Raw genomic sequence first — 22884 nt, 5'->3', positions numbered from 1 at the left:
CCCGAGTTCGAGGAGGCGACGATGGCGCTGACGTTCCGCAAGAGCTTCCGGATCCTTCCGGGCGTCCGGCTGAACATCAACCGCAGGTCCTGGTCCGTGACCACGGGCGGCGCCCACGGCCCGCGCCGTACGTTCGGCTCCGACGGCCGGCGTACGACGTCCATGGATCTGCCCGGCCCGTTCGGCTACCGGCACACCAGCACACGCTCCAGCCGCAGGCGCAGCACGAGCCGGCGCGGCGGCGGCCGGTGACCGCGGAAGGCGGAAGGCGGAGAGGAGACCGGGACGGGGACCGGAGCGGACCGAGAGGCCGGAACGGCAGGGAATCCGGCGGCGGTTCAGGACCGGGACCCGGGCTTCACGCCCGGGATCTCCCCGGTCTCCGTGACCGTCCGCACGATCTCGCGCAGTTTGACGTTCCGGTCCTGTGAACTCTTGCGCAGCACCGCGAACGCCTGGTCCTCGTCCAGCTTGTAGCGCTCCATGACGATGCCGATGGCCTCGCCGATGTTGTGCCGCGTCTCCATGGCGGTGTGCAACTGCGCATGCGTACGGGCGCTGGAGAAGGCGACCGCGGCGTGCGAGGCCAGCAACCAGCCGACGTTCTCGGAGCGTTCGGTGAAGGCGTTCGGGGTGCGGGAGTAGAGGTCGAGGGCGCCGAGGTTGTCGTCCTCGGTGTAGAGCAGGAAGCCCATCATGCTGCCGATGCCCAGGCGGCGCGCCTCGGGCGCGTAGCGCGGCCAGCGCTCGACGGTCTCGGTCATGTCCCCGATGCGGTAGACCTGGTTCGGCTTCCAGGCCGCGTCGAAGCACGGGCCCTCGCTCAGCTCTCCCTGTATCCGGTCCGAGGCCTGCACTCCGGCGTCGGTCGTGGCCAGCGTGCGGACCTGTCCGTTCTCGATCGTCATCACACCGGCCGCGTCGCAGCCGTCGACGAGGTCCACGGCATGCGCCACGACACGGTCCAGCGTCTTCTGCACCGAGTCCTGGGCGAGAAGATCGCGGGCCATGTCGGCCAGGCGGATCGCGAAATCCTCCAGTTCGTCGGCCGACATCCCCGGCACCTTCCCCTCACCGTTCCCGGTCATCCGTGCCCTCACCTCCCGCCCGTCCCCGCTCTGCCGTCCCTCCGGGCGGTCCAGTATGCCCGGTGCGGGTGTCGGGGCCCCAGGCGGTGCGCCGGCGGCGGGCGCGGGCTACTTCAGCAGCCGCGACATCCGCCGGTCCGCGAGCGGCTTCCCGCCCGTCTGGCACGTCGGGCAGTACTGGAGAGAGCTGTCGCTGAACGAGACCTCCCGTACGGTGTCGCCGCACACCGGGCACGGCTCTCCCGTACGGCCGTGCACGCGCAGGCCCGTCTTCTTCTCCGACTTCAGCGCGCCCGCCGCCAGTCCGCGTGAGCGCTCCACGGCGTCGCGGAGCGTGGTGCGCAGCGCCTCGTAGAGCCCGGAGACCTCCTCCTCGGAGAGCTCGCCCGCGATCTTGAACGGGGAGAGGCGGGCCGCGTGCAGAATCTCGTCCGAGTAGGCGTTGCCGACACCGGCGATCACGCTCTGATCGCGCAGCAGCCCCTTGATCCGGTGGCGTTCGCCGCGCAGCAGCCCGGCGAAGACCTCCCGTGTGAACTCGTCCGCGAGCGGATCCGGACCCAGCCGCGCGACGCCCGGCACCTCGGACGGATCGCGGACGCAGTAGACCGCGAGGCGCTTGCGCGTACCGGCCTCGGTCAGGTCGAACCCGCCGCCGTCGCCGCCCTGTTCGGACGTCGCCAAGGTGAGCCGCAGCGCCAGCGGACCCTTGCCCGGACGGGCCGGAGCGGACGGCACGGAATCGCGCCACCGCAGCCAGCCCGCCCGGGCGAGATGGACGACCAGATGGAGATCCCCGGCCGCCAGATCGAGGAACTTGCCGTGCCGGACGACACCCGTGACGGTCCGGCCCTCCAGCGCGGACGGCTGTGGCTCGTACGTCTTGAGCACGCTGACGGCCACCGGCGTGACGCGCTCGACCGTGCGCCCCGTGAGGCGGTCGGCGAGGAAGTCGCGCAGCGCCTCGACCTCCGGCAGTTCCGGCATGTCTCCTCCGCTTCCATGCGGCCGCGGCCCGCCTGCGCGGCAGGGCGGCGGCCGGCGAGGCTCAGCTCAGCTTCGCCGTCAGGGTGATGGTGGTGCCCGAAAGGGCCTGGGAGACGGGGCAGTTGGCCTTCGCCTCCTCCGCGGCGGCGGTGAAGGCCGCCTCGTCGGCGCCCGGCACCTCGCCCTCGACGGTGAGGTGGATGCCGGTGATTCCGGTGCCCGGCTGGAACGTCACCTCCGCCTGAGTGCTGAGCCGGGCCGGCGGGGTGCCCGCGGAACCCAGGCCGTTGGAGAGCGCCATCGAGAAGCAGCTCGAGTGCGCGGCGGCGATCAGCTCCTCCGGGCTCGTACGGCCGCCCGGCTCCTCGGCGCGCGAGGCCCAGGTGACGGGCTGGGTGCCGATGCCGGAGGAGTCGAAGGTGACCTCGCCCGAGCCCTGCTTCAGATCGCCGCTCCACACGGTGTGCGCACTGCGTGTCGTCGCCATTTGCTGTTCCTGCTCCTTCAGCCGGATTCGTTGCGTCCCTTACCAGTGTGCCGGGTGGGCTCGCGGCCGCACCCGGCACCGATCCTGCGCCCCCGGGCGCGGTAGCCGCCGGGGTGACGCGCCGGTGCACGCTGCTGCGCGCTCCCGCATCGTGACCCGGAGCGACCGAACGGCGCCCGAGAGCGTCCTGTTCGCGGTACGGTGCGCCGCGTTACGGGTATCGGAACGGATGAGCGAAACGCGGCCGGACGCAGAAGGAGTGCATGGTGATCAAAGGCGTGGATGTCTCGTCGTACCAACCGTCGGACTACAGCACGAAAGGTCTCGACTTCGTCTTCATCAAGATCACGGAAGGTACGTCGTACACGAATCCGAAGTGGGTCGACCAGCGCCAGACCGCGCGGGACGCCGAACTGGTCACCGGCTTCTACCACTTCGGGCGCGCGGGCGGCATGAAGGCACAGGCCGACTACTTCATGTCGAAGATCAACCTGGTCAAGGGAGACATGCTCGTACTGGACTGGGAGGACACCGAAGTCACCAACGCCGAGAAGGACTCCTGGATCAAGTACGTCCAGAAGGAACGCCCGCACACCCGGGTGCTGCTGTACTGCAACACCAACTTCTGGTTCAACCACGACACCACGTCGTTCGCGGGGGACGGCCTGTGGATAGCGCACTACAACGGCAAGCCCGGCAAGCCCGGAATCGAGCACTCCTGGCGCTTCCACCAGTACACGAACGACCCCATCGACACGAACCTCGCCAACTTCGACAGCCGTGCGGACCTGCGCAAGTGGACGCACAAGGAGCCCTAGGGCGCGGGGAGTCGGGCCGTCGCCGGGTCGCGGGCGGGGCCGCCGGGGGACCGGCCGCCCGGGGCTCAACCCGCGCGCGACAGGCGGTGCCCCGTGCCGATAACCTCCCGTCATGCCGGAAACGAACATAAGCCCGCCGACCGACGACGAGACCGCCGGGGAACGCTCCGACGGATCGGCCACCGGGGAGGCGGAGCACCAGGGGGAGCCCGGACGCGAGTCCGTGACTGAGAACGGCGGCGCCGCAGCGGGCGCCGCGGCCGGGTCCGCGTCCGAGGCGGAGCCCGCGTCGGGGGAGGAAGCGGGGGAAGAACCGGCGGAAGAACCGGGGGAAGAGGACACCGCCGCCGAACGGACGGGGCTGACTCCCCGGCAGGCACGCCGCGTTCGCATCATCGTCTCCGGCGTCGTCATGGTCGCCGTCGCGGTGACGCTCGTCGTACGGCTGGGCAGCGCGCCCTCCGTGCTGACCATGGGCTTCTACGGGATCGCGCTGATCCTCTCCGGCACCGCCATCGTGCTCAGCCGCCGCGGCCGCACCCGGGTCGCCACCGGCGTCCTGGCGCTGGGGTTCGCCGCGGTCGCCCTCGCCGAGTGGCTGCTCGCATCGGTGCAGTGAGCCGGCGGGCGCGGTGCGTTCGCCAGGCGCCGTACGTTGGCGAGGGTGCGGTGCGTTCCCAGGGTGCGGTGCGTGCGGTGAAGCAGGCCGCCACGGGTTCTACAGCGCGTAATAAGGTGACCACATGAGTGACGACCTGCCCGAGATGCGCGCTTCGGACGCCGAGCGGGAGCGCATCGCCGACGTGCTGCGCGATGCGCTGGCCGACGGGCGGCTCGATCTCGACGAGTTCCAGGAACGGCTCGACAGCGCCTACCGGGCCCGTACACGCGGTGAGTTGGTGCCCCTCGTCCGTGATCTCCCGCAGCACGGCGAGGGGGACGCCGCCGGGAAGACCGGTCAGCTCGCGAAGACCGGCGGGCAGCAGAACGCGCCGGGCCCCTCGCTGCGCAAAGGGCGGCGCTGGGCGGAGCGGATCGGCGGCACCGCCACGTCACGCTGGGGACTCGGGGTCATGGGCGGCTTCGGACGCAAGGGCGGCTGGACGGTGCCGCGCGTCTTCACCGGCGTCGGCATCATGGGCGGCGGCGAACTCGACCTGCGCGAGGCCCGGTTCGAGGGACGGGACGTCGTCATCCGCTGCTTCACGCTGATGGGCGGCGTCAGCGTCACCGTGCCGCCGGGGCTCGGGGTGGAGGTCCGCGGCATCGGCATCATGGGCGGATTCGACTCCTCCGCCGACGGGTTGGGCGACCCCGACGCCCCACGCGTCGTGATCACGGGCCTCTCGGTGATGGGCGGCATCAGCGTCGTACGGAAGCTTCCGCGCGAGGAGAAGCGCGCGCTGCGCATGGAACGGCGTGAACGGCGCGAGTTGGAGCGCCGGCAGCGCAGAGAAGAGCGCGGACTCGGGCGCCGCCCGCCCCGCGGCGGACACGGCGGACCGCACGGCGGTCACCGCTGACGCCGCTGATCCGGCCGACGCCGCTGATGAGATGGGGCCGCGGCGTATCGGACGGACGGGTCCGGTAGCGGGAGCGATGGAGCGGACGGTGGCTGGGGGCCGCCAAGTGCCGTGCCCGGCCGGGCTGTTGACGGCGGTACGGCGATGCGGTCGGCGGGAGCGTCCCGCCGGGGTCACCACCAGGCGGCGGGATCGGCGCCCGGCACACCGGGCGGCCGCGACCAGTCGGCGGGGGAGCCCTCGTAGGCGACCGGCGGCAGTGCGTACCGCAGCCGCCCCAGCGGGCTGTCGGTCTCGGCGAGCCACGCCGACGGGTCCACCGCATCGACGGGGTCGGCCGGATCGGCCGGGGTGTGCGCGCCGCCCGCGTCCGTCTGAGTCCATGCGAAGCGGCCGGCGGCGGCGCCGGGAGTGACGCCGGGCGCGGGTGAAGTGAGGCCGTGCAGCAGCCAGTCGGCGGTCTGCGCGAGCGCCAGCCGTACGAGCCGCGCGCCGCACCGCCCGCGCCGTTGCTCCGTCACCGCACGCATCAGCGCCGCCGCGAGCAGATAGCCGGTGCCGTGGTCGAGGGCCTGCGCGGGCAGCGCCCCGGGGGCGGTCTCGCCGGACTCGTCCTGCTGCCCCTCGGTCAGCGCGATACCGCTCGCGGCCTGTACGAGGCTGTCGAAACCGCGTCTGCGGTGCCAGGGCCCGTAGGCGCCCCAGGCGCTGAGCTGGCCCACGATCACTCCCGCCCGGCGGTCGGCGAGCGACTCGGGAGCGAGACCGAAGCGGTCCAGCGCCCCCGGCCGGTAGCCGGTGACGACGACGTCCGCCGCCGCCAGCAGCTCCTCGAAGTCCGCCTGGCCCGCGCGCGAGGAGAGATCGAGGAACGCGGAGCGCTTACCGGCGCTCGTGGCGGCGTGGGTGGCGGTGTCTTCGGGGAGCTGCGGGGAGTCGACGCGCAGCACGTCCGCACCGAGCAGCGCGAGCGTACGCGTGGCCACGGGCCCGGCGAGGACCCGCGTCAGGTCCAGCACGCGCAGCCCGTGGAGCGGGCCGTGGCCCGCTTGTTCGGGCAGCGGTCGCGGGGCCGCCTGGTCGAGGCGGGCGGTGGTGAGCAGCGGGCGGCGGGCGGCCTGGACGCCCTGCGGATGGGTCGCCCACTCCTGGGGCGTACGGACGGCCACCGCCACGCCCCCTGCCGAGTGCACCGCCTCCTCGACCTGCAAGGTGTCGCGCCCCGCCAGCTCCGCCTGGAGGATCTCCGCCAGCGCCGCGTCGTCGCGGTCGGCGGGCAGGCCGAGGGCGGAGAGCAAACGGGCACGGTGGTGCGGGTAGTTCGCGTGGGTACGGAGCCAGCCCTGACGCGTGCGCCAGAAGCGGGAGAGCGGCGCGAAGGCGACGGACGCGCGCCCGTCGGTACGCAGATGGCGCTCGCCCGTGAAGGACGTGGCCACCGCGCCGTCGTCCACGTGTACGGCGGGAGCCGTGAGCGTGCCGTCATCCGTACCGGCGGACCGCAGCGACGCCAGCTCGGCGGCGGCCAGGGAGCACACCGCGACCGAGGCGCGGGCCAGTTCACGTACGGGCAGCCGCGCGGGCAGCACCGCGCGCGGTGTGCAGGAGACACGGTCGAGCAGCGTGCTGTCGCCGCCGAGCGCCGCCCAGGCGTAGGCGACGCCCGGCAGGGAGGAACCGGAACCGGGACCGGCCGCCGTACCGTTCTGCGCCGGGGCGCCGTACGCAGCCCCGTTCAGCGGGACACCGCCCGTCTCGTCCGCCGCGCCGCCGTGGGCCGTGCCGACTTCCGCTGCTGAAGATCGTTCCATGAAGGGCATTCTGGCACTGGCCGCCTCAACTCCGGCGGTACCGGACCCGTGCGGGACCCGCGTCGCCCCGCAGGGGTGCACCGGTACGGGGCCGTGCGGGACCGCCCTCGTGCGCTGCCCCTTACCCGCCCCGTCCACGGCGGCGTTCAGCTCTCGGCGGCGGACACCGGTGCGGCCACCACCCGCAGCCCCTGCCCGGTGAACTCCTGTTGCGCGGACCCGGCCATCCCCGCGTCCGTGATGAGCGTGTCGAAGACGTCCGCGCCGCCGACGCGTGCGAAGCGGCGCACGCCCAGCTTCGCGGAGTCCGCGACCATCACCGCGCGCTCCGCGCGCTGCGCCATGAGCCGGTTCGTCGTCGCCTCCGCCTCGTCGTGGACGGTGCCGCCCCACTGCGCGTCGATCCCCTCCACACCGATGAACGCCACGTCGAGCGTGAGCTGCCGCAGCACCATCTCGCTGTAGGGGCCGGTGAGTTCGAAGGACCGTGCATGCGCCACACCGCCCGTGAGCACGATCTTGATCTGCGGGCGGACCGCCAACTCGTTCGCGATGTTCAGGGAGTTGGTGACGATCGTGAGATGGGCGCCCGGTCCGTCCTCCGCGAACTCCGGTCTGGTGGCCAGAGCGCGGGCGATCTCCGTCGTCGTGGTGCCTCCGCTGAGCCCGACCGCGTCGCCGCGCCGCACCATCTGTGCCGCCGCCTCCGCGACCGCGTGCTTCTGCACGGCGTGATGCCCGCGCTTGTAGCGGATCGGCAGGTCGTAGGCGACGGTGCTGAGCACCGCGCCGCCCCGGGTGCGCCGCAGCAACTGCTGCTCGGCCAGCGCGTCCATGTCCCGCCGCATCGTCGCCGCCGAGACCTCCAGGGACGTCGCGGCCTCCTCCACCTCCAGCCGCCCCCGCTCGCCCAGGAGTTCCAGCAGCGCGTTCATCCGCTCGTGCCGTTTCATCTCGCCGCTCCCAGCAGCCGCAGCAGCCGCTCCGCCTCCTGGGAGACCGCCTCGCGGGCCGGCGCCACATACTTGCGGGAGTCGACGAGCGCGAGGTCCTCCGCGAGGGTGCGGCGCACCTGGCCGGTGAAGACCGACACCAGATGGGTGGAGATGTTGATCTTCGTCATGCCGGCGGCGACGGCCGCTCGCAGCTCTTCGTCCGGAACTCCCGAGGAGCCGTGCAGCACCAGCGGCACGGGAAGCCGCTGCCGCAGGGTCCTGATCAACTCCTTGTCGAGGACGGCGGTGCGCTCCCGCATGGCGTGCGAGGAGCCGACGGCGACCGCGAGGGCGTCCACTCCCGTGGCCTCCACGAAGGCCAGCGCCTCGTCCGCGTCCGTACGCGCACCAGGGGCGTGCACCCCGCCCTTGCCGCCGACCTCGCCCAACTCGGCCTCGACGAAGGCTCCTTGACCGTGGCACCAGCCGGTCAGCTCGGCGGTGACCGCCACGTTCTCCTCGTACGGGAGGGCGGAGGCGTCGATCATCGCCGAGCGCGCACCGGCCAGTACGCCTTCGCGCAGCAGCCCGGGATCGGTGATGTGGTCCAGATGGACGGAGATCCGTGCCTCGGAGCCCTCGGCCAGGGCGAGGGTGGCGCGCAGCAGCGGCAGCAGACTGCCGTGATACCGCACGCAGTTCTCGCTGATCTGGAGGATCAGCGGGACGGCCGCCCGCTCCGCCGCCGCGACGAGGGCTTCCGCCGTCTCCAGATGCAGCACGTTGAAGGCGGGCGCGCCGACGCCCGCCGCCCGGGCCGGGCCGACCACGGACGCGGTGGAGACAAGGGGCATGCTGCGACCTCCGTCAGGAAGCGGACAGGGGAGAGGGATGTAGGAGCAAAGGGAGGGGAGGGGGCCCGGCGTGCCGGGCGGGGCGTCGTGAGCGGTCAGTTTTCGTCCAGCATCACCGAGCGGGTCAGCGCGCGGGGCGCGTCCGGATCGAGGCCGCGCGCACGGGCCCGCGCCAGCGCGACGCGCTGCACCAGCACCAGCTCCGCCATCGGGTCACGCCCCTCGTGGTGGACGAACAGCCCGCCCGTACGCGTCACTTCGCGGTCCAGGCCCTCCGGCGCGGGTCCGAAGAGCCATGTCACGCGGCCCGGGGCGGCGATGGATATGGGCCCGTGCCGGTACTCCATGGCCGGATAGGACTCCGTCCAGGACTGTGACGCCTCGCGCATCTTCAGCGCCGCCTCGTGTGCCAGCCCGACGCTCCAGTCCGTGCCCAGGAACGTGAACTGCTCGGCCTCCACCCACTCCTGCGGGATCCCGGCGGAAAGCGCCTCCTCGGCGTCGCGCGCCGCGCCCTCGGTCTCCTCGCCGAGGTGGGCGCGGAAGAGGGCGAGCGCGCTCGTTGCGAACCTCGTCTGCACGACGGACCGTTCGTCGGCGAAGGGCAGCGCGACCGTCTCGGGGGAGAGGCCGGTGGCCGGGGTGTCCGGATCGCCGATCACCGTGACCGCCGGGATGCGGCCCCGCACCTCCTCCAGCAGCCGGAGGACCTCCGTCGTGGTGCCGGAGCGGGTGACGGCCACGAGCCGGTCGTATCCGCGGGCCTCGCCGAGCCGTGCCTCGGACGCGGCGAAGGCGTCCGTCACACCCGCGCCCGCGCCCTCGCGCAGGGCCGCGTACGCCTGCGCGATGAACCACGACGTGCCGCAGCCGACGACGGCCACCCGCTCACCGGCGCTCGGCAGCGGCGCCTCGCCGGCCAGCCGTGCCGCTGCGCGCCATGTCTCCGGCTGGCTGCCCAACTCCCGTTCCATGTGCGTGGTTTCACTCATCGGACCCGCCCCTCCGCCGCGCGCCGCCCCGCACCGACGAGGAACCCGGCCGAGGGCCGGACCACCGAAGGGAAGTTGCGCGAAACTGCTCGTTCTCACCGTGTTCCGAGCAGTATTGCGCAAAGCGCACCGACGCCGCCATCGCTCGCACAGGTGAGCATCGACACCCTTTGTTGACCCAGGCGTTGGCGCATCGGACACCGTCCGCGGCACCGTCCCCGGTACCGTCCTGGTGCCACCGCCCACCTGTGGCGCACACCACGGACCAAGCCGGACCCGCACCCGCGTTCCGGGCTTGTGGAACGGCCGCCGTCTCCTTAGCATCCCTGGTGTTACATCACTTGTGTCAAAGCGCGGACGGACGGTCGGGATGACAGCAGCGGCGCTCCGGCGACAGGGCCCGCTCCAGGGCGTACGCGTCGTGGAGCTGGCAGGGATCGGCCCGGGGCCGTTCGCGGGGATGCTGCTCGGCGACCTGGGCGCGGACGTCGTACGTGTGGACCGCCCCGGCGGCGCCGCCCTCGGGATCGACCCCGCGAGCGACGTCACGAACCGCAACAAGCGTTCCGTCACCGTGGACTTGAAGGACCCGGAGGGCGTCGCGACCGTACTCGACATGGCCGCCCGCGCCGACGTCCTCATCGAGGGCAACCGCCCCGGCGTCGCCGAACGCCTCGGTGTCGGACCCGACGCGTGCCTCGCCCGCAACCCCTCGCTCGTCTACGCCCGCATGACCGGCTGGGGCCAGGACGGCCCGCTCGCGTCCCGCGCCGGACACGACATCGACTACATCGCCCTGACCGGCGCCCTCGGCATGACCGGCCCCGCCGAGGGCCCTCCGTACGCCGTCGCCAACCTCCTCGGCGACTACGCCGGCGGTTCCCTCTATCTAGTGATCGGCGTCCTCGCCGCGCTGCAGCACGCCCGCACCCCGGGCGGCACGGGCCAGGTCGTCGACGCCGCCATCGTGGACGGCACCAGCCATCTCTCCGCCATGATCCACGGCATGCTCGCCGCCGGCTTCTGGCAGGACAGGCGGGGCACCAATCTGCTCGACGGCGCCGCCCCCTTCTACGGCACGTACGAGACCGCCGACGGCGGACACATGGCCGTGGGCGCACTGGAGCCGCAGTTCTACGGGGAGTTCGTGCGTCTGCTCGGCCTCGGGAAGGACGGCGAAGAGCTGCCCTCCCGTGACGACCCGGACGCCTGGGGTGAGTTGGCCGCCGCCGTCGCCGACCGCTTCAAGACCCGTACGAGGGACGAGTGGGACGAGGTCTTCCGCGACTCCGACGCCTGCGTCGCCCCCGTGCTCTCCTTGCGCGAGGCGCCCCGCCACCCTCATCTCGCCGCCCGCGGCACCTTCGTCGAGCACGGCGGCATCACCCAGCCCGCACCCGCGCCCCGCTTCTCCGCGACCCCGACGGCCGTCTCCCGCACACCCGCGCTGCCCGGGGCCGACGCCGCCGAGGTGGCGCGTGAGTGGGAACTGCCCGCGCTCGTACGGCCCGAGACCCCCTCTGACTCCGCTTCCGACCCCGCCAAGGACAGTGACGCATGAAGATCGCCACGCCCCTCCAGTACGCCGACAACCCCCGCACCGCCGCCGAAGAGGTTGTGAAGCTGGAGGCCGCCGGCCTCGACGCGGTCTGGGTCGCCGAGGCGTACGGCTTCGACTCGCCCACCGTCATGGGCTACATCGCGGCCCGCACCGAACGCATGCTCATCGGCGCCGGCATCCTCAACGTCTACTCCCGCACCCCCGCGCTCATCGCCCAGACCGCCGCCGGGCTCGACGCCCTCTCCGAGGGGCGCGCCCTGCTGGGCCTGGGCGCCTCCGGTCCGCAGGTCGTCGAGGGCTGGCACGGCAAGCCGTACGACAAGCCGCTGGGCCGTACCCGCGAGACCGTCGAGCTGTGCCGGCGGATCTGGCGCCGCGAGGTCATCGACCACCACGGCATCACCGACATGCCGCTGCCCGCCGAGAAGGGCGGCAAGCTCGGCAAGCCGCTGAAGTTCCTCAACCGCCCGCAGCGGCCGGAGATCCCGCTCTACATCGCCTCCCTCGGTCCGGCCAACGTCCGGATGACCGCCGAGATCGCCGACGGCTGGCTGCCGCATCTCTTCGTCCCCGAGAAGGCGCAGCAGGTGTGGGGCAAGGCGCTCGAAGAGGGCACCGCGCTGCGCTCCCCGGAACGCGGCCCTCTGGAGATCTCCGCCGGCACGCTGCTGGCCGTCGGCGACGACGCGGCGGCCGTACGGGAGCACGTACGGCCCCTGATCGCCCTGTACATCGGCGGCATGGGCGCCAAGGGCAAGAACTTCTACAACGACGTGGCACGGGCGTACGGTTACGAAGAGGCGGCCGAGAAGGTGCAGGACCTCTACCTCGCGGGCAAGAAGCGCGAGGCCGAGGCGGCGGTCCCCGCCGAGTTCTGCGAACTGGTCTCCCTCTGCGGCCCCGAGGGCTACGTACGCGAGCGCATCGACGCCTTCCGCGAGGCCGGGGTGACGATGCTCAACGTGACGCCCGTCGGACCCGACCCGGCCGCCCTGATCGCGAAGGTCAAGAGCTGGCTCTGACGCGGCCGCCCGCCGGGCGCTGCGCCCGGCGGGAGAAGAGGCGAGAACCCAGGACGCGAGGCCCGAAGGGGAGCACCGACCACATGAAGCGCCAGATCTTCACCGAGGACCACGAAGCCTTCCGGCAGACGGTCCGCACCTTCCTCGCCAAGGAGGTCGAGCCCCACTACGAGCAGTGGGAGAAGGACGGCATCGTCTCCCGCGAGGCCTGGCTCGCGGCCGGGCGCCAGGGCCTGCTCGGGCTCGACGTGCCCGAGGAGTACGGGGGCGGCGGCACCGCCGACTTCCGCTATGCGGCCGTGCTCACCGAGGAGTTCTCCCGCGCGGGCGTCGCCGGGCTCGCCCTCGGGCTGCACAACGACATCATCGGTCCGTATCTGACCTCCCTCGCCACCGACGAGCAGAAGCAGCGCTGGCTGCCCGGCTTCTGCTCCGGCGAGATCGTCACCGCCATCGCCATGACCGAGCCGGGCGCGGGCTCCGATCTGCAGGGCATCCGCACCAGTGCGGAGGACGCGGGCGACCACTGGGTGCTCAACGGCGCCAAGACCTTCATCTCCAACGGCATCCTCGCCGACCTGGTGATCGTCGTCGCCCGTACGAAGCCGGAGGGCGGCGCGAAGGGCCTCAGCCTGCTCGTCGTCGAACGCGGCATGGCCGGCTTCGAGAGGGGCCGCAACCTCGACAAGATCGGCCAGAAGTCGCAGGACACCGCCGAGTTGTTCTTCAACGACGTACACGTCCCGAAGGAGAACCTGCTCGGAGAGCTGCACGGGGCGTTCATCCATCTGATGACGAACCTCGCGCAGGAGCGGCTGGCCATCGCCGTGGGAGCCGTCGCGGGCGCGGAGGCGATCCTGGAGCAGACGACGCGGTATGTGAAGGAGCGCGAGGCGTTCGGCCGTCCGCTGGCCCGGTTGCAGCACGTACGGTTCGAGATCGCGGAGCTGGCCACGGAGTGCGCCGTGACCCGGTCCTTCCTCGACCGCTGCATCGAGGAGCACGCCAAGGGCGAACTGGACGCAGCGCACGCCTCGATGGCCAAGTGGTGGTCGACCGAACTGCAGAAGCGCCTCACCGACCGCTGCCTCCAACTGCACGGCGGATACGGCTACATGAACGAGTTCCCGGTCGCCCGCGCCTACACCGACGGACGCATCCAGACCATCTACGGCGGCACGACCGAGATCATGAAGGAGATCGTCGGCCGCTCGATCCTCGACTGACCGCACCGATTCCGACGTCTCCGACCCGCCCGACCCGTACGCCACGAAAGGCTGCCGACCGTGAGCACCGAAGCGTATATCTACGACGCCGTCCGCACCCCGCGCGGCCGCGGCAAGGCCAACGGCGCCCTGCACGGCACCAAGCCCATCGACCTCGTCGTGGGCCTCGTCCACGAACTGCGCCGCCGCTTCCCCGACTTGGACCCGGCCGCGATCGACGACATCGTGCTCGGCGTCGTCAGCCCGCTGGGCGACCAGGGCTCCGACATCGCCAAGACCGCTGCCATCCTGGCCGGACTGCCCGACACCGTCGCGGGAGTCCAGGAGAACCGCTTCTGTGCCTCGGGGCTCGAAGCGGTCAACCTCGCCGCGATGAAGGTCCGTTCGGGCTGGGAGGACTTCGTCCTCGCGGGCGGCGTCGAGTCGATGTCGCGCGTGCCGATGGGCTCCGACGGCGGCGCGTGGGCCATGGACCCGATGACGAGCCTGGAGACCGGCTTCGTGCCGCAGGGCATCGGCGCCGACCTCATCGCCACCATCGAGGGATTCTCCCGCCGTGACGTGGACGAATACGCCGCCCGCTCGCAGGAGTTGGCGGCCGCGGCGTGGAAGGACGGGCGCTTCGACCGCTCCGTCGTCCCCGTCGTCGACCGCAACGGCATGACCGTGCTCGACCGCGACGAGCACATCCGCCCCGGCACCACCCCCGACTCCCTCGCCGGACTCAAGCCGTCCTTCAAGGACATCGGCGAGATGGGCGGCTTCGACGCGGTGGCCCTGCAGAAGTACCACTGGGTCGAGGAGATCGACCATGTGCACCACGCGGGCAACTCCTCCGGCATCGTCGACGGCAGCGCCCTCGTCGCCGTCGGCAGCGCGGAGGCCGGCGAGCGCTACGGGCTGCGGCCCCGCGCCCGCATCGTCTCCGCCGCCGTCTCCGGCGCCGACCCGACGATCATGCTCACCGGGCCCGCGCCCGCGTGCCGCAAGGCGCTCGCCAAGGCCGGGCTGACGGCGTCCGACATGGACCTGGTGGAGATGAACGAGGCGTTCGCCGCGGTCGTGCTGCGCTTCGCCCGCGACATGGAACTGCCGCTGGAGAAGGTCAACGTCAACGGCGGCGCGATCGCCATGGGCCACCCGCTGGGCGCGACCGGCGCGATGCTGCTCGGCACCGTCCTCGACGAACTGGAACGCCGCGACCAGCGCTACGGCCTCGTCACGCTGTGCGTCGGCGGCGGCATGGGCAGCGCCACGGTCGTCGAACGGCTCTGACACCCGGGCGTACGCGGTACGGCGCCGCGGCCCGCAGCCTCGCGGCCCGCACCGTCCGTCCGTACGCCTCCGCAGCACCGCATCGCCACCAGCGCCCCCGCCCGCACCGCTTCACGTTCGGAGAGAGACCCCACATGCCCGAGTCCACGACCATCCGCTGGGAGCAGGACGAGACCGGTGTCGTCACCCTCGTCCTGGACGACCCGGACCAGTCCGCCAACACCATGAACGCCGCGTTCAAGGAGTCGCTCGGCGTCGTCGCCGACCGCCTGGAGCGGGAGAACGAGGCGGGCAACGTCCGCGGCGTCGTCGTCACCTCCGCCAAGAAGACCTTCTTCGCCGGCGGCGACCTCAACGACCTCATCCGTGCCCGCCCCGAGGACGCCGAGGAGGTCTTCGAGGGCAGCATGCAGATCAAGCGCGACCTGCGCCGCATCGAGACCCTCGGCAAGCCGGTCGTCGCCGCCATCAACGGGGCGGCGCTCGGCGGCGGCTTCGAGATCGCGCTCGCCTGCCACCACCGTGTCGCCCTCGACGCGAAGGGCTCCAAGATCGGCTGTCCCGAGGCGACCCTCGGGCTGCTTCCGGCGGGCGGCGGCGTGACCCGTACGGTCCGCCTGCTGGGCATCGCCGACGCGCTGCTGAACGTCCTGCTCCAGGGCCAGCAGTACTTCCCGGCGAAGGCCAAGGAGAAGGGCCTCGTCCACGAGGTCGTGGAGAGCGAGGAGGCCATGCTCGCCGCGGCCCGCGCCTTCATCGACGCCAACCCGGAGTCCGCGCAGCCCTGGGACGTGAAGGGCTACAAGATCCCCGGCGGCACCCCGTCGAACCCGAAGTTCGCCGCCAACCTGCCCGCGTTCCCCGCCAACTTGAGGAAGCAGACCGCCGGCGCCCCCTACCCCGCGCAGCACAACATCCTGGCCGCGGCCGTCGAGGGCTCCCAGGTCGACTTCGAACTGGCGCAGGTCATCGAGGCGCGCTACTTCGTCGAGCTGGTCACCGGCCAGATCGCGAAGAACATGATCCAGGCGTTCTTCTTCGACATGCAGGCCGTCAACGCCGGCCGGAGCCGCCCCCAGGGCGTCGAGCCCCGCCCCGTACGCAAGGTCCTCGTCCTCGGCGCGGGCATGATGGGCGCCGGCATCGCCTACTCGTGTGCGAAGGCCGGCATCGACGTCGTCCTCAAGGACGTCTCGGCCGAGGCGGCCGAGAAGGGCAAGGCCTACTCCGAGGGGCTGCTGGCGAAGGCGCTCAAGCGCGGCCGTACGACCGAGGCCAAGCGCGACGAACTGCTCGCCCGCATCACGCCGACCGCGGACCCGCAGGACGCCGCGGGCTGCGACGCCGTCATCGAGGCCGTCTTCGAGGACCCGGCGCTCAAGCACAAGGTGTTCCAGGAGATCCAGGACGTCGTCGAGCCCGACGCCCTGCTGTGCTCCAACACCTCGACGCTGCCCATCACCACCCTCGCCGAAGGCGTCGAGCGCCAGGGCGACTTCATCGGGCTGCACTTCTTCTCGCCCGTCGACAAGATGCCGCTGGTGGAGATCATCAAGGGGCGTGCGACGGGGGAGGAGGCGCTCGCGCGCGCCTTCGACCTGGTGCAGCAGATCAAGAAGACCCCGATCGTCGTCAACGACTCCCGCGGCTTCTTCACCTCCCGCGTCATCGGGCACTTCATCAACGAGGGCGTCGCGCTCGTCGGCGAGGGCGTCGAGCCCGCGACCGTCGAACAGGCCGCCGCCCAGGCCGGATACCCGGCCAAGGTGCTCTCCCTCATGGACGAGCTGACGCTCACCCTGCCCCGCAAGATCCGCGAGGAGACCCGGCGCGGACTGGAGGCCGAGGGCGTCGAGTGGCGGCCGCACCCGGCCGACGCGGTCATCGACAGGATGGTCGACGAGTTCGGGCGTACGGGCCGCAGCGGCGGCGCCGGCTTCTACGACTACGACGAGGACGGCAAGCGCGGCAAGCTCTGGCCGGGCCTGCGCGAGCACTTCACCAAGGACGCCGACCCCGGCATCCCCTTCGAGGACATGAAGGAGCGGATGCTCTTCGCCGAGGCGCTGGACACCGTCCGGCTCTTCGAGGAGGGCGTGCTGACCTCCGTCGCCGACGCCAACATCGGCTCCATCATGGGCATCGGCTTCCCGCCGTGGACGGGCGGCGTCATCCAGTACGTCAACGGCTACGAGGGCGGTACGGCCGGATTCGTCGCCCGCGCCCGCGAGTTGAAGGAGCGCTACGGCGACCGCTTCGAGGTGCCGGAGCTGCTCGCGGAGAAGGCCGCCAAGGGCGAGGTCTTCACGGACTGACCCGGGCCCCTGACCCGGGCCCATGGCCTGCCGTCCGGATCCCGCGCTCTCGCGGGCACGGCAGGCGGCAGGGCCACGGCCGCCGGGCTACTGCGGGGGGCGCTCCTTCGGGAACGCTCCCCGCAGCTCTTCCTTCAGCGACCGCTGGAAGGCGGTCATCAGCGCCTGCACCACCATCGGCTGCATGTGCGCCGACAGCGACTTCATCCGCTCGACCTCCTCCGGGTCGGCCTCGCGGGCCGCGTACGGGGCCCACACCTCGTCCTTGAACAGACGGCTGAGGTCGCGGGCCGCCGAACGCGCGTGCTCCAGCATCGCCTCGCGCGCGGCCACGATCGTCTTCTGCGACAGCGGGGTGTCCAGCAGCCGCACGCCCAGGTGCAGCAGCGCGGGGTCGACCAGGAAGCGTTCCGGGTCCTGCGTGGTCTCCAGGACGCCCATCGCCTCCAGGCGCTCCAGGTCGTCGCCGGTCAGCTCCCGGCCCACCCGGCGCTCCAGCTCCTCGCCGCTCGCCTCGTCGACGGTGTCGGGCATCCAGGAGGCCACCATGGCGCGGTGGATGGCCAGATCGTGCGGATCGGTGTCCTCCGGCAGGCGGCGCAGATAGCGCTCGATCGCCGACAGCGTCATGCCCTGGTTCTGCAACTCCTCGATCAGGGCCAGCCGGGAGAGGTGCGCCGGACCGTAGCGGCCGATGCGGCGCGGGCCGATGGCGGGCGGCGGCAGCAGACCGCGGGTGCTGTAGAAGCGGATCGTACGGACGGTGACGCCGGCGCGCGCCGCGAGCTGGTCGACGGTGAGGTTGTCCGTGCCGAGAAGGCCCTCCGGTACGGACCGGAGCGGCCGGTCCTGCGTCTGCTCCGGTGCCCGCTCCGGGGCCGGTTCCGTCCTGCCGTACGGGATGCCCGAACCGCCCGCGGTGCCCGTACCGCCGTCGGCGGTGCGGCCCTCCGAGCCGTCCCGGTCGTTCGGCTGCTGCTGCTCCATGTACGCGTACTCCCTGACACCGTCCGTCGAACTGCGTTCAACAGTATTGCTGTCTCACCCCTCTTGTACTGCGATGCGTATGAGGAAAGGCCCACACCGCCCGCCTCCGTGCACGTAATGTGCGTCCGCGGCGGCGCTGCGTACGGGCTGCCGCACCGTCTGCCGCCCTACCCGGCTCCGGAGGCCCGCCATCACCACCACCCTGCGGCTGCCCGCAGCCGACCCCGCCGAACTCACCGTCCCCGCCCTGCTGTTGCGCAACGCCGAGGACCACGGCGCACTGCCCGCCGTCTCCTGGCGGCAGGCCCCCGAGAGCACAGAGGGCACGGAGGCCCCCTGGCAGACCCTGACCTGGGCCGAGGTGCGCGAGCAGGTCGCGCGGCTCGCGGCGGGCCTCGCCGCGCTCGGCGTCGTCCCAGGCGACCACGTCCTGATGATGATGGGCAACCGCGCCGAGCACTGGCTGACCGACCTCGCCCTCGTCCATCTCCGCGCCGTCCCGGTCTCGGTCTACGGCACGGCGGCCCCCGGCCAGATCGCGCACATCGTGGAGCACAGCCGGGCCCGGCTCGCGGTGGTCGAGGGGGCGCAGGAGGCGCGTACGTGGCGGCCGCTCGTCGAGCAGCTCGTCGTGGTGGACCCGGACGGCGCCGAGGACGTGCCGCACACGCCCTTCGCCGGGATCGCGCGCCCGTACGACGCGGAGACCTTCGAGCGCACCTGGCGGGAGGCCCGCGCCGGCGACCCCGTGACCGTCCTCTACACCTCCGGCACCACGGGTGACCCGAAGGGCGTCGTCATCTCGCACCGCCACGTCGTACTGAACGGGCTCGCGCTCGACGACGTCGTCCGACTGCCCGACCACGTCGAGCACATCAGCTATCTGCCGCTCGCCCATATCGCGGAGCGGATGCTCGGCATCTATCTGCCGGTCTACCGCGCCTCGCATGTGCGGCTGTGCCCCGATCCCGCCCAAGTGGCGGCCACGGCACGGGAGTTGCACCCCGCGCAGTTCTTCGGCGTACCGCGGGTCTGGGAGAAGCTCACGGCCGCCGTACGGGCCGCGCTCGCCCGGCTGCCCGAGGAGCGGCGCCGCGCCGTCGAGGAGGCGTGCGACGTCGCCCGCGAGTGGGTCGCGCACCGCGAACGGGGCGAGGAGCCGCCGGCGGCGCTGGCCGCTTCGTACGCGCGCGTCAACGACGAGGTGCTGCGGCCGATCCTCGCCATGGCGGGCTTCGACCGGCTGGTCTGGGCGGGCAGCGCGTCGGCGCCGATGCCGCCCGAAGTGGTCCGGTTCTGGGCGGGGTTCGGCATCACGATCATGGACGCCTGGGGCCTGACGGAGACGGTCGGCGCCGCCACCGCCAACAGCCCCGGCGCCTTCCGGCTGGGCTCCGTCGGCCGCCCGCTGGAGACCGTCGAGGTACGGGTGGCGGAGGACGGCGAGCTGGAGGTGCGCGGCGCGACCGTCTTCGACGGCTATCTGAGCCCGGACGGCTCGGTGCGGCCCGCCACGGACGACGAGGGCTGGTTCGCCACCGGCGACGTCGGACACGTCGACGACGACGGCTTCGTATGGCTCACCGACCGCAAGAAGGAGATGATCGTCACCTCGACGGGGAAGAACGTCTCGCCCGCGCTCGTCGAGAACACGCTCAAGGAACACCCGCTCGTGGGGCAGGCGTTCGTGCACGGCGACGGGCGCTCCTATCTGGTCGCGCTGCTCGTACTGGACCCGGAGACGGCGCCCGGCTGGGCGTCCGAGAACGGCGTCGGGCCCTTGGGGGCGGGCGGTTCCGAGCCGGGCACCTCCGGGGTGGGCACAGCCGAACTGGCCGCCCACCCCGCCGTACTGGCCGAGACCGACCGCGCCGTCGCCCGCGCCAACGCCCGCCTCAACCGCACCGAGCAGATCAAGTGCTACCGGCTCCTGGGCGACGAATGGGGGCCGCTCACGGGCGAGTTGACGCCCTCGCTGAAGCTCCGCCGCCGGGCCGTACGGGAGAAGTACGGGCACTTCATCGAGGAGCTGTACGGCGAGGGCGGGCGCTCACCCGCGCCGTGAGGCCCGTTCTCACGCGCCGCCGACCGCCGAGGTCGGCGTGAACGTCACCGGCAGCGACTCCAGACCGTGCAGGAACGGGGAGGGCCGCCAGGGCAACTCCTCCTCGTCCACGTCCAGATCGACGTCCGGCAGCCGGTCGAGCAGCACCTCGATGCCCGTACGCGCGATGCCCTCGGCGATCTCCTGAGCCGGGTACGGGCAGCGGTGCGAGCCGTGCCCGAAGGAGAAGAAGGCGCTGTTGCCGCCGGTGAAGGAGTGCTGGTCGGGCCGGATCTGCGGATCGGCGTTGGCCGCGGCGAAGCTCAGTACGAGCAGGTCGCCGCCCTGGATGTGCCGGCCGCCGAGCTGGGTGTCGCGCGTCGTCCAGCGCCCGGCGACGTTCTGGGTGGGCGTCTCCTCCCACAGCACCTCGTTCATCGCCTCGCCGATGCTGGCCCGTCCGCCGCCGAGCGAGGCGGCGAACCGGTCGTCGGTGAGCATCAGCCGCAGCGAGTTGCTGATCCAGTCGGCGGTGGGCTGATGGCCCAGGACGATGTTCACCATCATGTCCTCGAGGACCTCCTCCGAGGAGAACTCGCCCGAGTTGGGATGGGTCTGCATCCGCGTCGCGACGTCGCCGCCGGGGGCGATCGCACGGGAGCGCAGCAGCGAGCCCATGGCCTGCTGGAGATGCTGCCGCCCCTCCAGCGCCTCGCCAGAGCCGCCGACGATCGCGTTGATGCTCGGGACGAGCGCGGCGCCGTCCTCCTCGCCGAAGCCGAAGACGCGGGCGAGCACCAGGGCGGGGAGCTTCATGGCGTACTGCTCGACGAGGTCGGCCCGCGCCCGTCCGCAGAACTCGTCGATGAGCGCGTCCGCGTGCCGCTCGCAGTGGCTGTGCAGCTCGAACGGGTCGACCTCGCGCAGCGCGTCGCTCACCAGCGTCGAGCGGCGCTCGTGCCGGGGCCCCACCTCGTACAGGATCGACGGCTGCCGGCCCACCATCGGCATCAGCGGCCAGTCGTGCGGAATCCGGTCCCACATGTTCCAGGCCGACGAATCCCGCGTGAACAGCGCGGGATCGCCGGTGATCTGGTGCAGCTCCCGGTAGCCCAGCACCAGCCACGCCGGTACGTCGCCGACGAGCGTCACGGGGGCCACCGGGCCGTGTGTCTCGCGCAGTTCGCGGTAGAGCCTGCCGCGGTTCCCCGTGGTGAAGCGGGGCCCGAACATGGCGACGGCGTCGGGGTGCGGGGCGCCGCCCGGCGGCTGTTGTGCGGTCCCCTCCGCGAAGTCGCCACCCTCCTCGTGGGAGTCCTCGGAGGCGGACTGCGGGTGTGGCGTTGTCACGTAGTGCGCTCCCGGGCGGAGGAGGACAGGGCGTACAGGTGGTCGACGAGGGTGATGAGCACTTCCTTGCTGGACTCGCGGGAGCGGGCGTCGCAGTCGATGAGGGGGACGGTCTCGGGGAGGTCGAGCGCCTCGCGCACGTCGTCGGCCGAGTACTGCGGCCCGCCGAAGTCGTTGCGGGCCACGATGAAGGGCATGCCGTGGTGTTCGAGGCGGTCGATCGCGTACCAGGAGTCGACGAGTCTGCGGGTGTCGACGAGCACGACCGCCCCGAGGGTGCCGGTGAAGAGCCGGTCCCACAGGAACCAGAACCGCTCCTGGCCCGGCGCTCCGAAGAGGTAGAGCACCGTACGGGCGTCGAGGCTGATGCGCCCGAAGTCGAACGCGATCGTGGTCGTCGTCTTGGTGGGGACGTCGTCGGCGTCGTCGACGCCCACGCCCGCCCGCGTCATCGTCTCCTCGGTGTTGAGCGGACGGATGTCACTGACGGAGCGCACCATCGTGGTCTTGCCGACACCGAAACCGCCGACGACGACGATCTTGAGGCCGTTGTCGGCGGTGCTGCGCAGCGGTGGGCGCGCGGTCAGATCAGAGGTTGCGGAGTCCAACGAGCACCTGCTTCAGGATTTCTGGATCGGGGAGCCGATCCGCGGATGCGGCCGTACGCGGGTGGCGGGCGGTGATCCGGCCTGCGGCATGCAGGTCGCCGAGGAGGATCCGCACGATGCTCACCGGCAGCCCGAGATCGGAGGCGATCTCGACGACTGCCGTGGGCGACCGGCAGATCCGCAGGATGGCGGCGTGTTCCGACTGCATCCCGGCTGTCGGCTCGGACTCGCTGACCACCAGCGTGACCAGGTCGAAGGCGTCGGTACCGGACCGGCTGCGTCCACCTGTCACGGTGTACAGCCGGTCCGGGTCGTCGTCCCGGCCCGGCCGTTTCATGCGGGGTCTCTGGTCTCGTCCTGCTGCCTGGGCGGCGTGGTGAGGTACTCGCTGAGCTGCTCGACGAGTTCGTTCATGTTGTGTCCGATGAGGCCCACGTCCGAGTCCTCGGACGCCACGAGCGCGAGATGGGCTCCCGCGCCCGCCTCCACGACGAAGAGGATGCCGCCGTAGAACTCGGCCATCGCCTGGCGCACGCCTCCGCTGCCGTTGCCGAACTCCACGGACGCACCGTGGGAGAGGCTCTGGATGCCCGCGGAGATGGCGGCCAGTTGGTCGGCCTGGTCCAGGTCGAGTTCGGAGGAGCTGCACAGCTTCAGTCCGTCGCGTGAGAGCACCAGGGCGTGCCGTGCGCCCGGTGTCCGCCGCAGCAGACTCTCCAGCAGCCAGTCGAGCTTGCCGTCGGTGATCATTCGGTGTTGTCCTCCGGGCGGGAAGAGGAGGGGGAGGGGGACGTGGATGAGGCGTCGTCGTCGGGTTTCTGCTCCTGTGCGGACTCCTGCGCGGTCGAGCCGCCCTGTACGGCGCGGCGGAAGGCGCCGAACCGCGACCCCGACTGCTCGGCCGTCCTGGCCGGCTCGGTCGTCCTGCCGGACTCGGCTGCCGCGCTGCGCTGCCGCGCGGCGGCGAGCGTCTGTCCGCGCCGCCGCTTGGGCAGGCCGCT

The 22884-nt window shown here is 72.0% G+C and carries 22 protein-coding genes and 1 pseudogene; 10 read left to right on the top strand and 13 right to left on the bottom strand.

The window, feature by feature from the left end:
• Positions 1 to 21 precede the first annotated feature (21 nt).
• Entirely contained in the window at positions 22 to 252 is a 231-nt protein-coding gene (locus AN218_RS28840; protein ID WP_070020036.1) for a DUF4236 domain-containing protein, read from the top strand.
• 86 nt (positions 253 to 338) lie between these two features.
• Here the strand turns inward: AN218_RS28840 and AN218_RS28835 are convergent, their stop codons facing one another.
• The 3 genes from AN218_RS28835 to AN218_RS28825 all read right to left on the bottom strand — a co-directional run bounded on the left by AN218_RS28835 (position 339) and on the right by AN218_RS28825 (position 2562).
• A complete protein-coding gene (locus tag AN218_RS28835) occupies positions 339 to 1088 on the bottom strand; it encodes a GAF and ANTAR domain-containing protein (RefSeq protein ID WP_244900796.1) in 750 nt (249 codons plus the stop codon).
• Between the two features lie 108 nt (positions 1089 to 1196).
• Positions 1197 to 2075 (bottom strand): Fpg/Nei family DNA glycosylase, encoded by an 879-nt coding sequence (locus tag AN218_RS28830; RefSeq protein WP_070020035.1) that lies wholly within the window; start codon positions 2073 to 2075, stop codon positions 1197 to 1199.
• 61 nt (positions 2076 to 2136) lie between these two features.
• A complete protein-coding gene (locus AN218_RS28825; protein WP_070020034.1) occupies positions 2137 to 2562 on the bottom strand; it encodes an OsmC family peroxiredoxin in 426 nt (141 codons plus the stop codon).
• A 263-nt stretch (positions 2563 to 2825) separates the two neighbouring features.
• Between AN218_RS28825 and AN218_RS28820 the strand changes: the two genes are divergently transcribed.
• The 3 genes from AN218_RS28820 to AN218_RS28810 all read left to right on the top strand — a co-directional run bounded on the left by AN218_RS28820 (position 2826) and on the right by AN218_RS28810 (position 4903).
• The gene (locus tag AN218_RS28820; RefSeq protein ID WP_070020033.1) at positions 2826 to 3380 is read left to right on the top strand and encodes a glycoside hydrolase family 25 protein; all 555 of its coding nucleotides are present in this window, start codon (positions 2826 to 2828) and stop codon (positions 3378 to 3380) included.
• A 112-nt stretch (positions 3381 to 3492) separates the two neighbouring features.
• Positions 3493 to 3999 (top strand): hypothetical protein, encoded by a 507-nt coding sequence (locus AN218_RS38555; RefSeq protein ID WP_244900795.1) that lies wholly within the window; start codon positions 3493 to 3495, stop codon positions 3997 to 3999.
• A gap of 124 nt (positions 4000 to 4123) precedes the next feature.
• A complete protein-coding gene (locus tag AN218_RS28810; RefSeq protein WP_070020032.1) occupies positions 4124 to 4903 on the top strand; it encodes a DUF1707 SHOCT-like domain-containing protein in 780 nt (259 codons plus the stop codon).
• Positions 4904 to 5076: 173 nt separating this feature from the next.
• Here the strand turns inward: AN218_RS28810 and AN218_RS28805 are convergent, their stop codons facing one another.
• From AN218_RS28805 to AN218_RS28790, 4 genes are all read right to left on the bottom strand, one after another.
• The gene (locus AN218_RS28805; protein ID WP_420856030.1) at positions 5077 to 6723 is read right to left on the bottom strand and encodes a CoA transferase; all 1647 of its coding nucleotides are present in this window, start codon (positions 6721 to 6723) and stop codon (positions 5077 to 5079) included.
• A gap of 137 nt (positions 6724 to 6860) precedes the next feature.
• On the bottom strand, positions 6861 to 7667 hold the full coding sequence (locus AN218_RS28800) for a DeoR/GlpR family DNA-binding transcription regulator (protein ID WP_070020031.1): 807 nt from the start codon (positions 7665 to 7667) through the stop codon (positions 6861 to 6863).
• Positions 7664 to 8503, bottom strand: a complete 840-nt coding sequence (locus tag AN218_RS28795) for a class II fructose-bisphosphate aldolase (RefSeq protein ID WP_070020030.1) — start codon at positions 8501 to 8503, stop codon at positions 7664 to 7666. The genes AN218_RS28800 and AN218_RS28795 overlap by 4 nt, the downstream gene beginning before the upstream one ends.
• A gap of 95 nt (positions 8504 to 8598) precedes the next feature.
• Entirely contained in the window at positions 8599 to 9495 is an 897-nt protein-coding gene (locus tag AN218_RS28790) for an SIS domain-containing protein (protein WP_070020029.1), read from the bottom strand.
• 370 nt (positions 9496 to 9865) lie between these two features.
• Here AN218_RS28790 and AN218_RS28785 point away from each other — a divergent pair, with 370 nt between their 5' ends.
• The 5 genes from AN218_RS28785 (at position 9866) to AN218_RS28765 (ending at position 16894) form a co-directional block, all read left to right on the top strand.
• The gene (locus tag AN218_RS28785; RefSeq protein WP_079132698.1) at positions 9866 to 11056 is read left to right on the top strand and encodes a CaiB/BaiF CoA transferase family protein; all 1191 of its coding nucleotides are present in this window, start codon (positions 9866 to 9868) and stop codon (positions 11054 to 11056) included.
• A complete protein-coding gene (locus AN218_RS28780) occupies positions 11053 to 12078 on the top strand; it encodes an LLM class F420-dependent oxidoreductase (protein ID WP_070020028.1) in 1026 nt (341 codons plus the stop codon). The genes AN218_RS28785 and AN218_RS28780 overlap by 4 nt, the downstream gene beginning before the upstream one ends.
• Positions 12079 to 12161: 83 nt before the next feature.
• Positions 12162 to 13304 (top strand): acyl-CoA dehydrogenase family protein, encoded by a 1143-nt coding sequence (locus AN218_RS28775; protein WP_070020027.1) that lies wholly within the window; start codon positions 12162 to 12164, stop codon positions 13302 to 13304.
• Between the two features lie 60 nt (positions 13305 to 13364).
• The gene (locus AN218_RS28770) at positions 13365 to 14579 is read left to right on the top strand and encodes an acetyl-CoA C-acetyltransferase (RefSeq protein WP_070020026.1); all 1215 of its coding nucleotides are present in this window, start codon (positions 13365 to 13367) and stop codon (positions 14577 to 14579) included.
• 134 nt (positions 14580 to 14713) lie between these two features.
• Positions 14714 to 16894, top strand: coding sequence for a 3-hydroxyacyl-CoA dehydrogenase NAD-binding domain-containing protein (locus AN218_RS28765; RefSeq protein ID WP_070020025.1), 2181 nt, complete (start codon positions 14714 to 14716; stop codon positions 16892 to 16894).
• 87 nt (positions 16895 to 16981) lie between these two features.
• Here AN218_RS28765 and AN218_RS28760 read toward each other — a convergent pair whose 3' ends face one another.
• Entirely contained in the window at positions 16982 to 17881 is a 900-nt protein-coding gene (locus tag AN218_RS28760; protein ID WP_079132697.1) for a MerR family transcriptional regulator, read from the bottom strand.
• 190 nt (positions 17882 to 18071) lie between these two features.
• Here AN218_RS28760 and AN218_RS28755 point away from each other — a divergent pair, with 190 nt between their 5' ends.
• A complete protein-coding gene (locus AN218_RS28755) occupies positions 18072 to 19946 on the top strand; it encodes an AMP-dependent synthetase/ligase (protein WP_070020024.1) in 1875 nt (624 codons plus the stop codon).
• 9 nt (positions 19947 to 19955) lie between these two features.
• On the opposite strand, the gene AN218_RS28750 is transcribed toward AN218_RS28755, so the two are convergent.
• The 5 genes and pseudogenes from AN218_RS28750 to AN218_RS37175 all read right to left on the bottom strand — a co-directional run.
• Positions 19956 to 21158, bottom strand: a complete 1203-nt coding sequence (locus AN218_RS28750; protein ID WP_070020043.1) for a cytochrome P450 — start codon at positions 21156 to 21158, stop codon at positions 19956 to 19958.
• Between the two features lie 113 nt (positions 21159 to 21271).
• Positions 21272 to 21883: a GTP-binding protein gene (locus AN218_RS28745; RefSeq protein WP_070020023.1), complete on the bottom strand. Its 612-nt coding sequence runs from the start codon at positions 21881 to 21883 to the stop codon at positions 21272 to 21274.
• Positions 21864 to 22220, bottom strand: a complete 357-nt coding sequence (locus tag AN218_RS28740; protein ID WP_070020022.1) for a DUF742 domain-containing protein — start codon at positions 22218 to 22220, stop codon at positions 21864 to 21866. Before AN218_RS28740 ends, AN218_RS28745 begins: the two co-directional genes overlap by 20 nt.
• Complete coding sequence (locus AN218_RS28735; RefSeq protein WP_070020021.1) at positions 22217 to 22633, bottom strand: roadblock/LC7 domain-containing protein; 417 nt, start codon at positions 22631 to 22633, stop codon at positions 22217 to 22219. Before AN218_RS28735 ends, AN218_RS28740 begins: the two co-directional genes overlap by 4 nt.
• Positions 22630 to 22884, bottom strand: a pseudogene (locus AN218_RS37175) (ATP-binding protein); the annotation flags it as partial. The gene AN218_RS28735 and the pseudogene AN218_RS37175, both read right to left, overlap by 4 nt.

This window comes from Streptomyces nanshensis (assembly GCF_001751255.1).
GTDB classification, from domain to species: Bacteria; Actinomycetota; Actinomycetes; order Streptomycetales; family Streptomycetaceae; genus Streptomyces; species Streptomyces nanshensis_A.
This window is presented reverse-complemented; position numbering and strand designations above follow the sequence as displayed.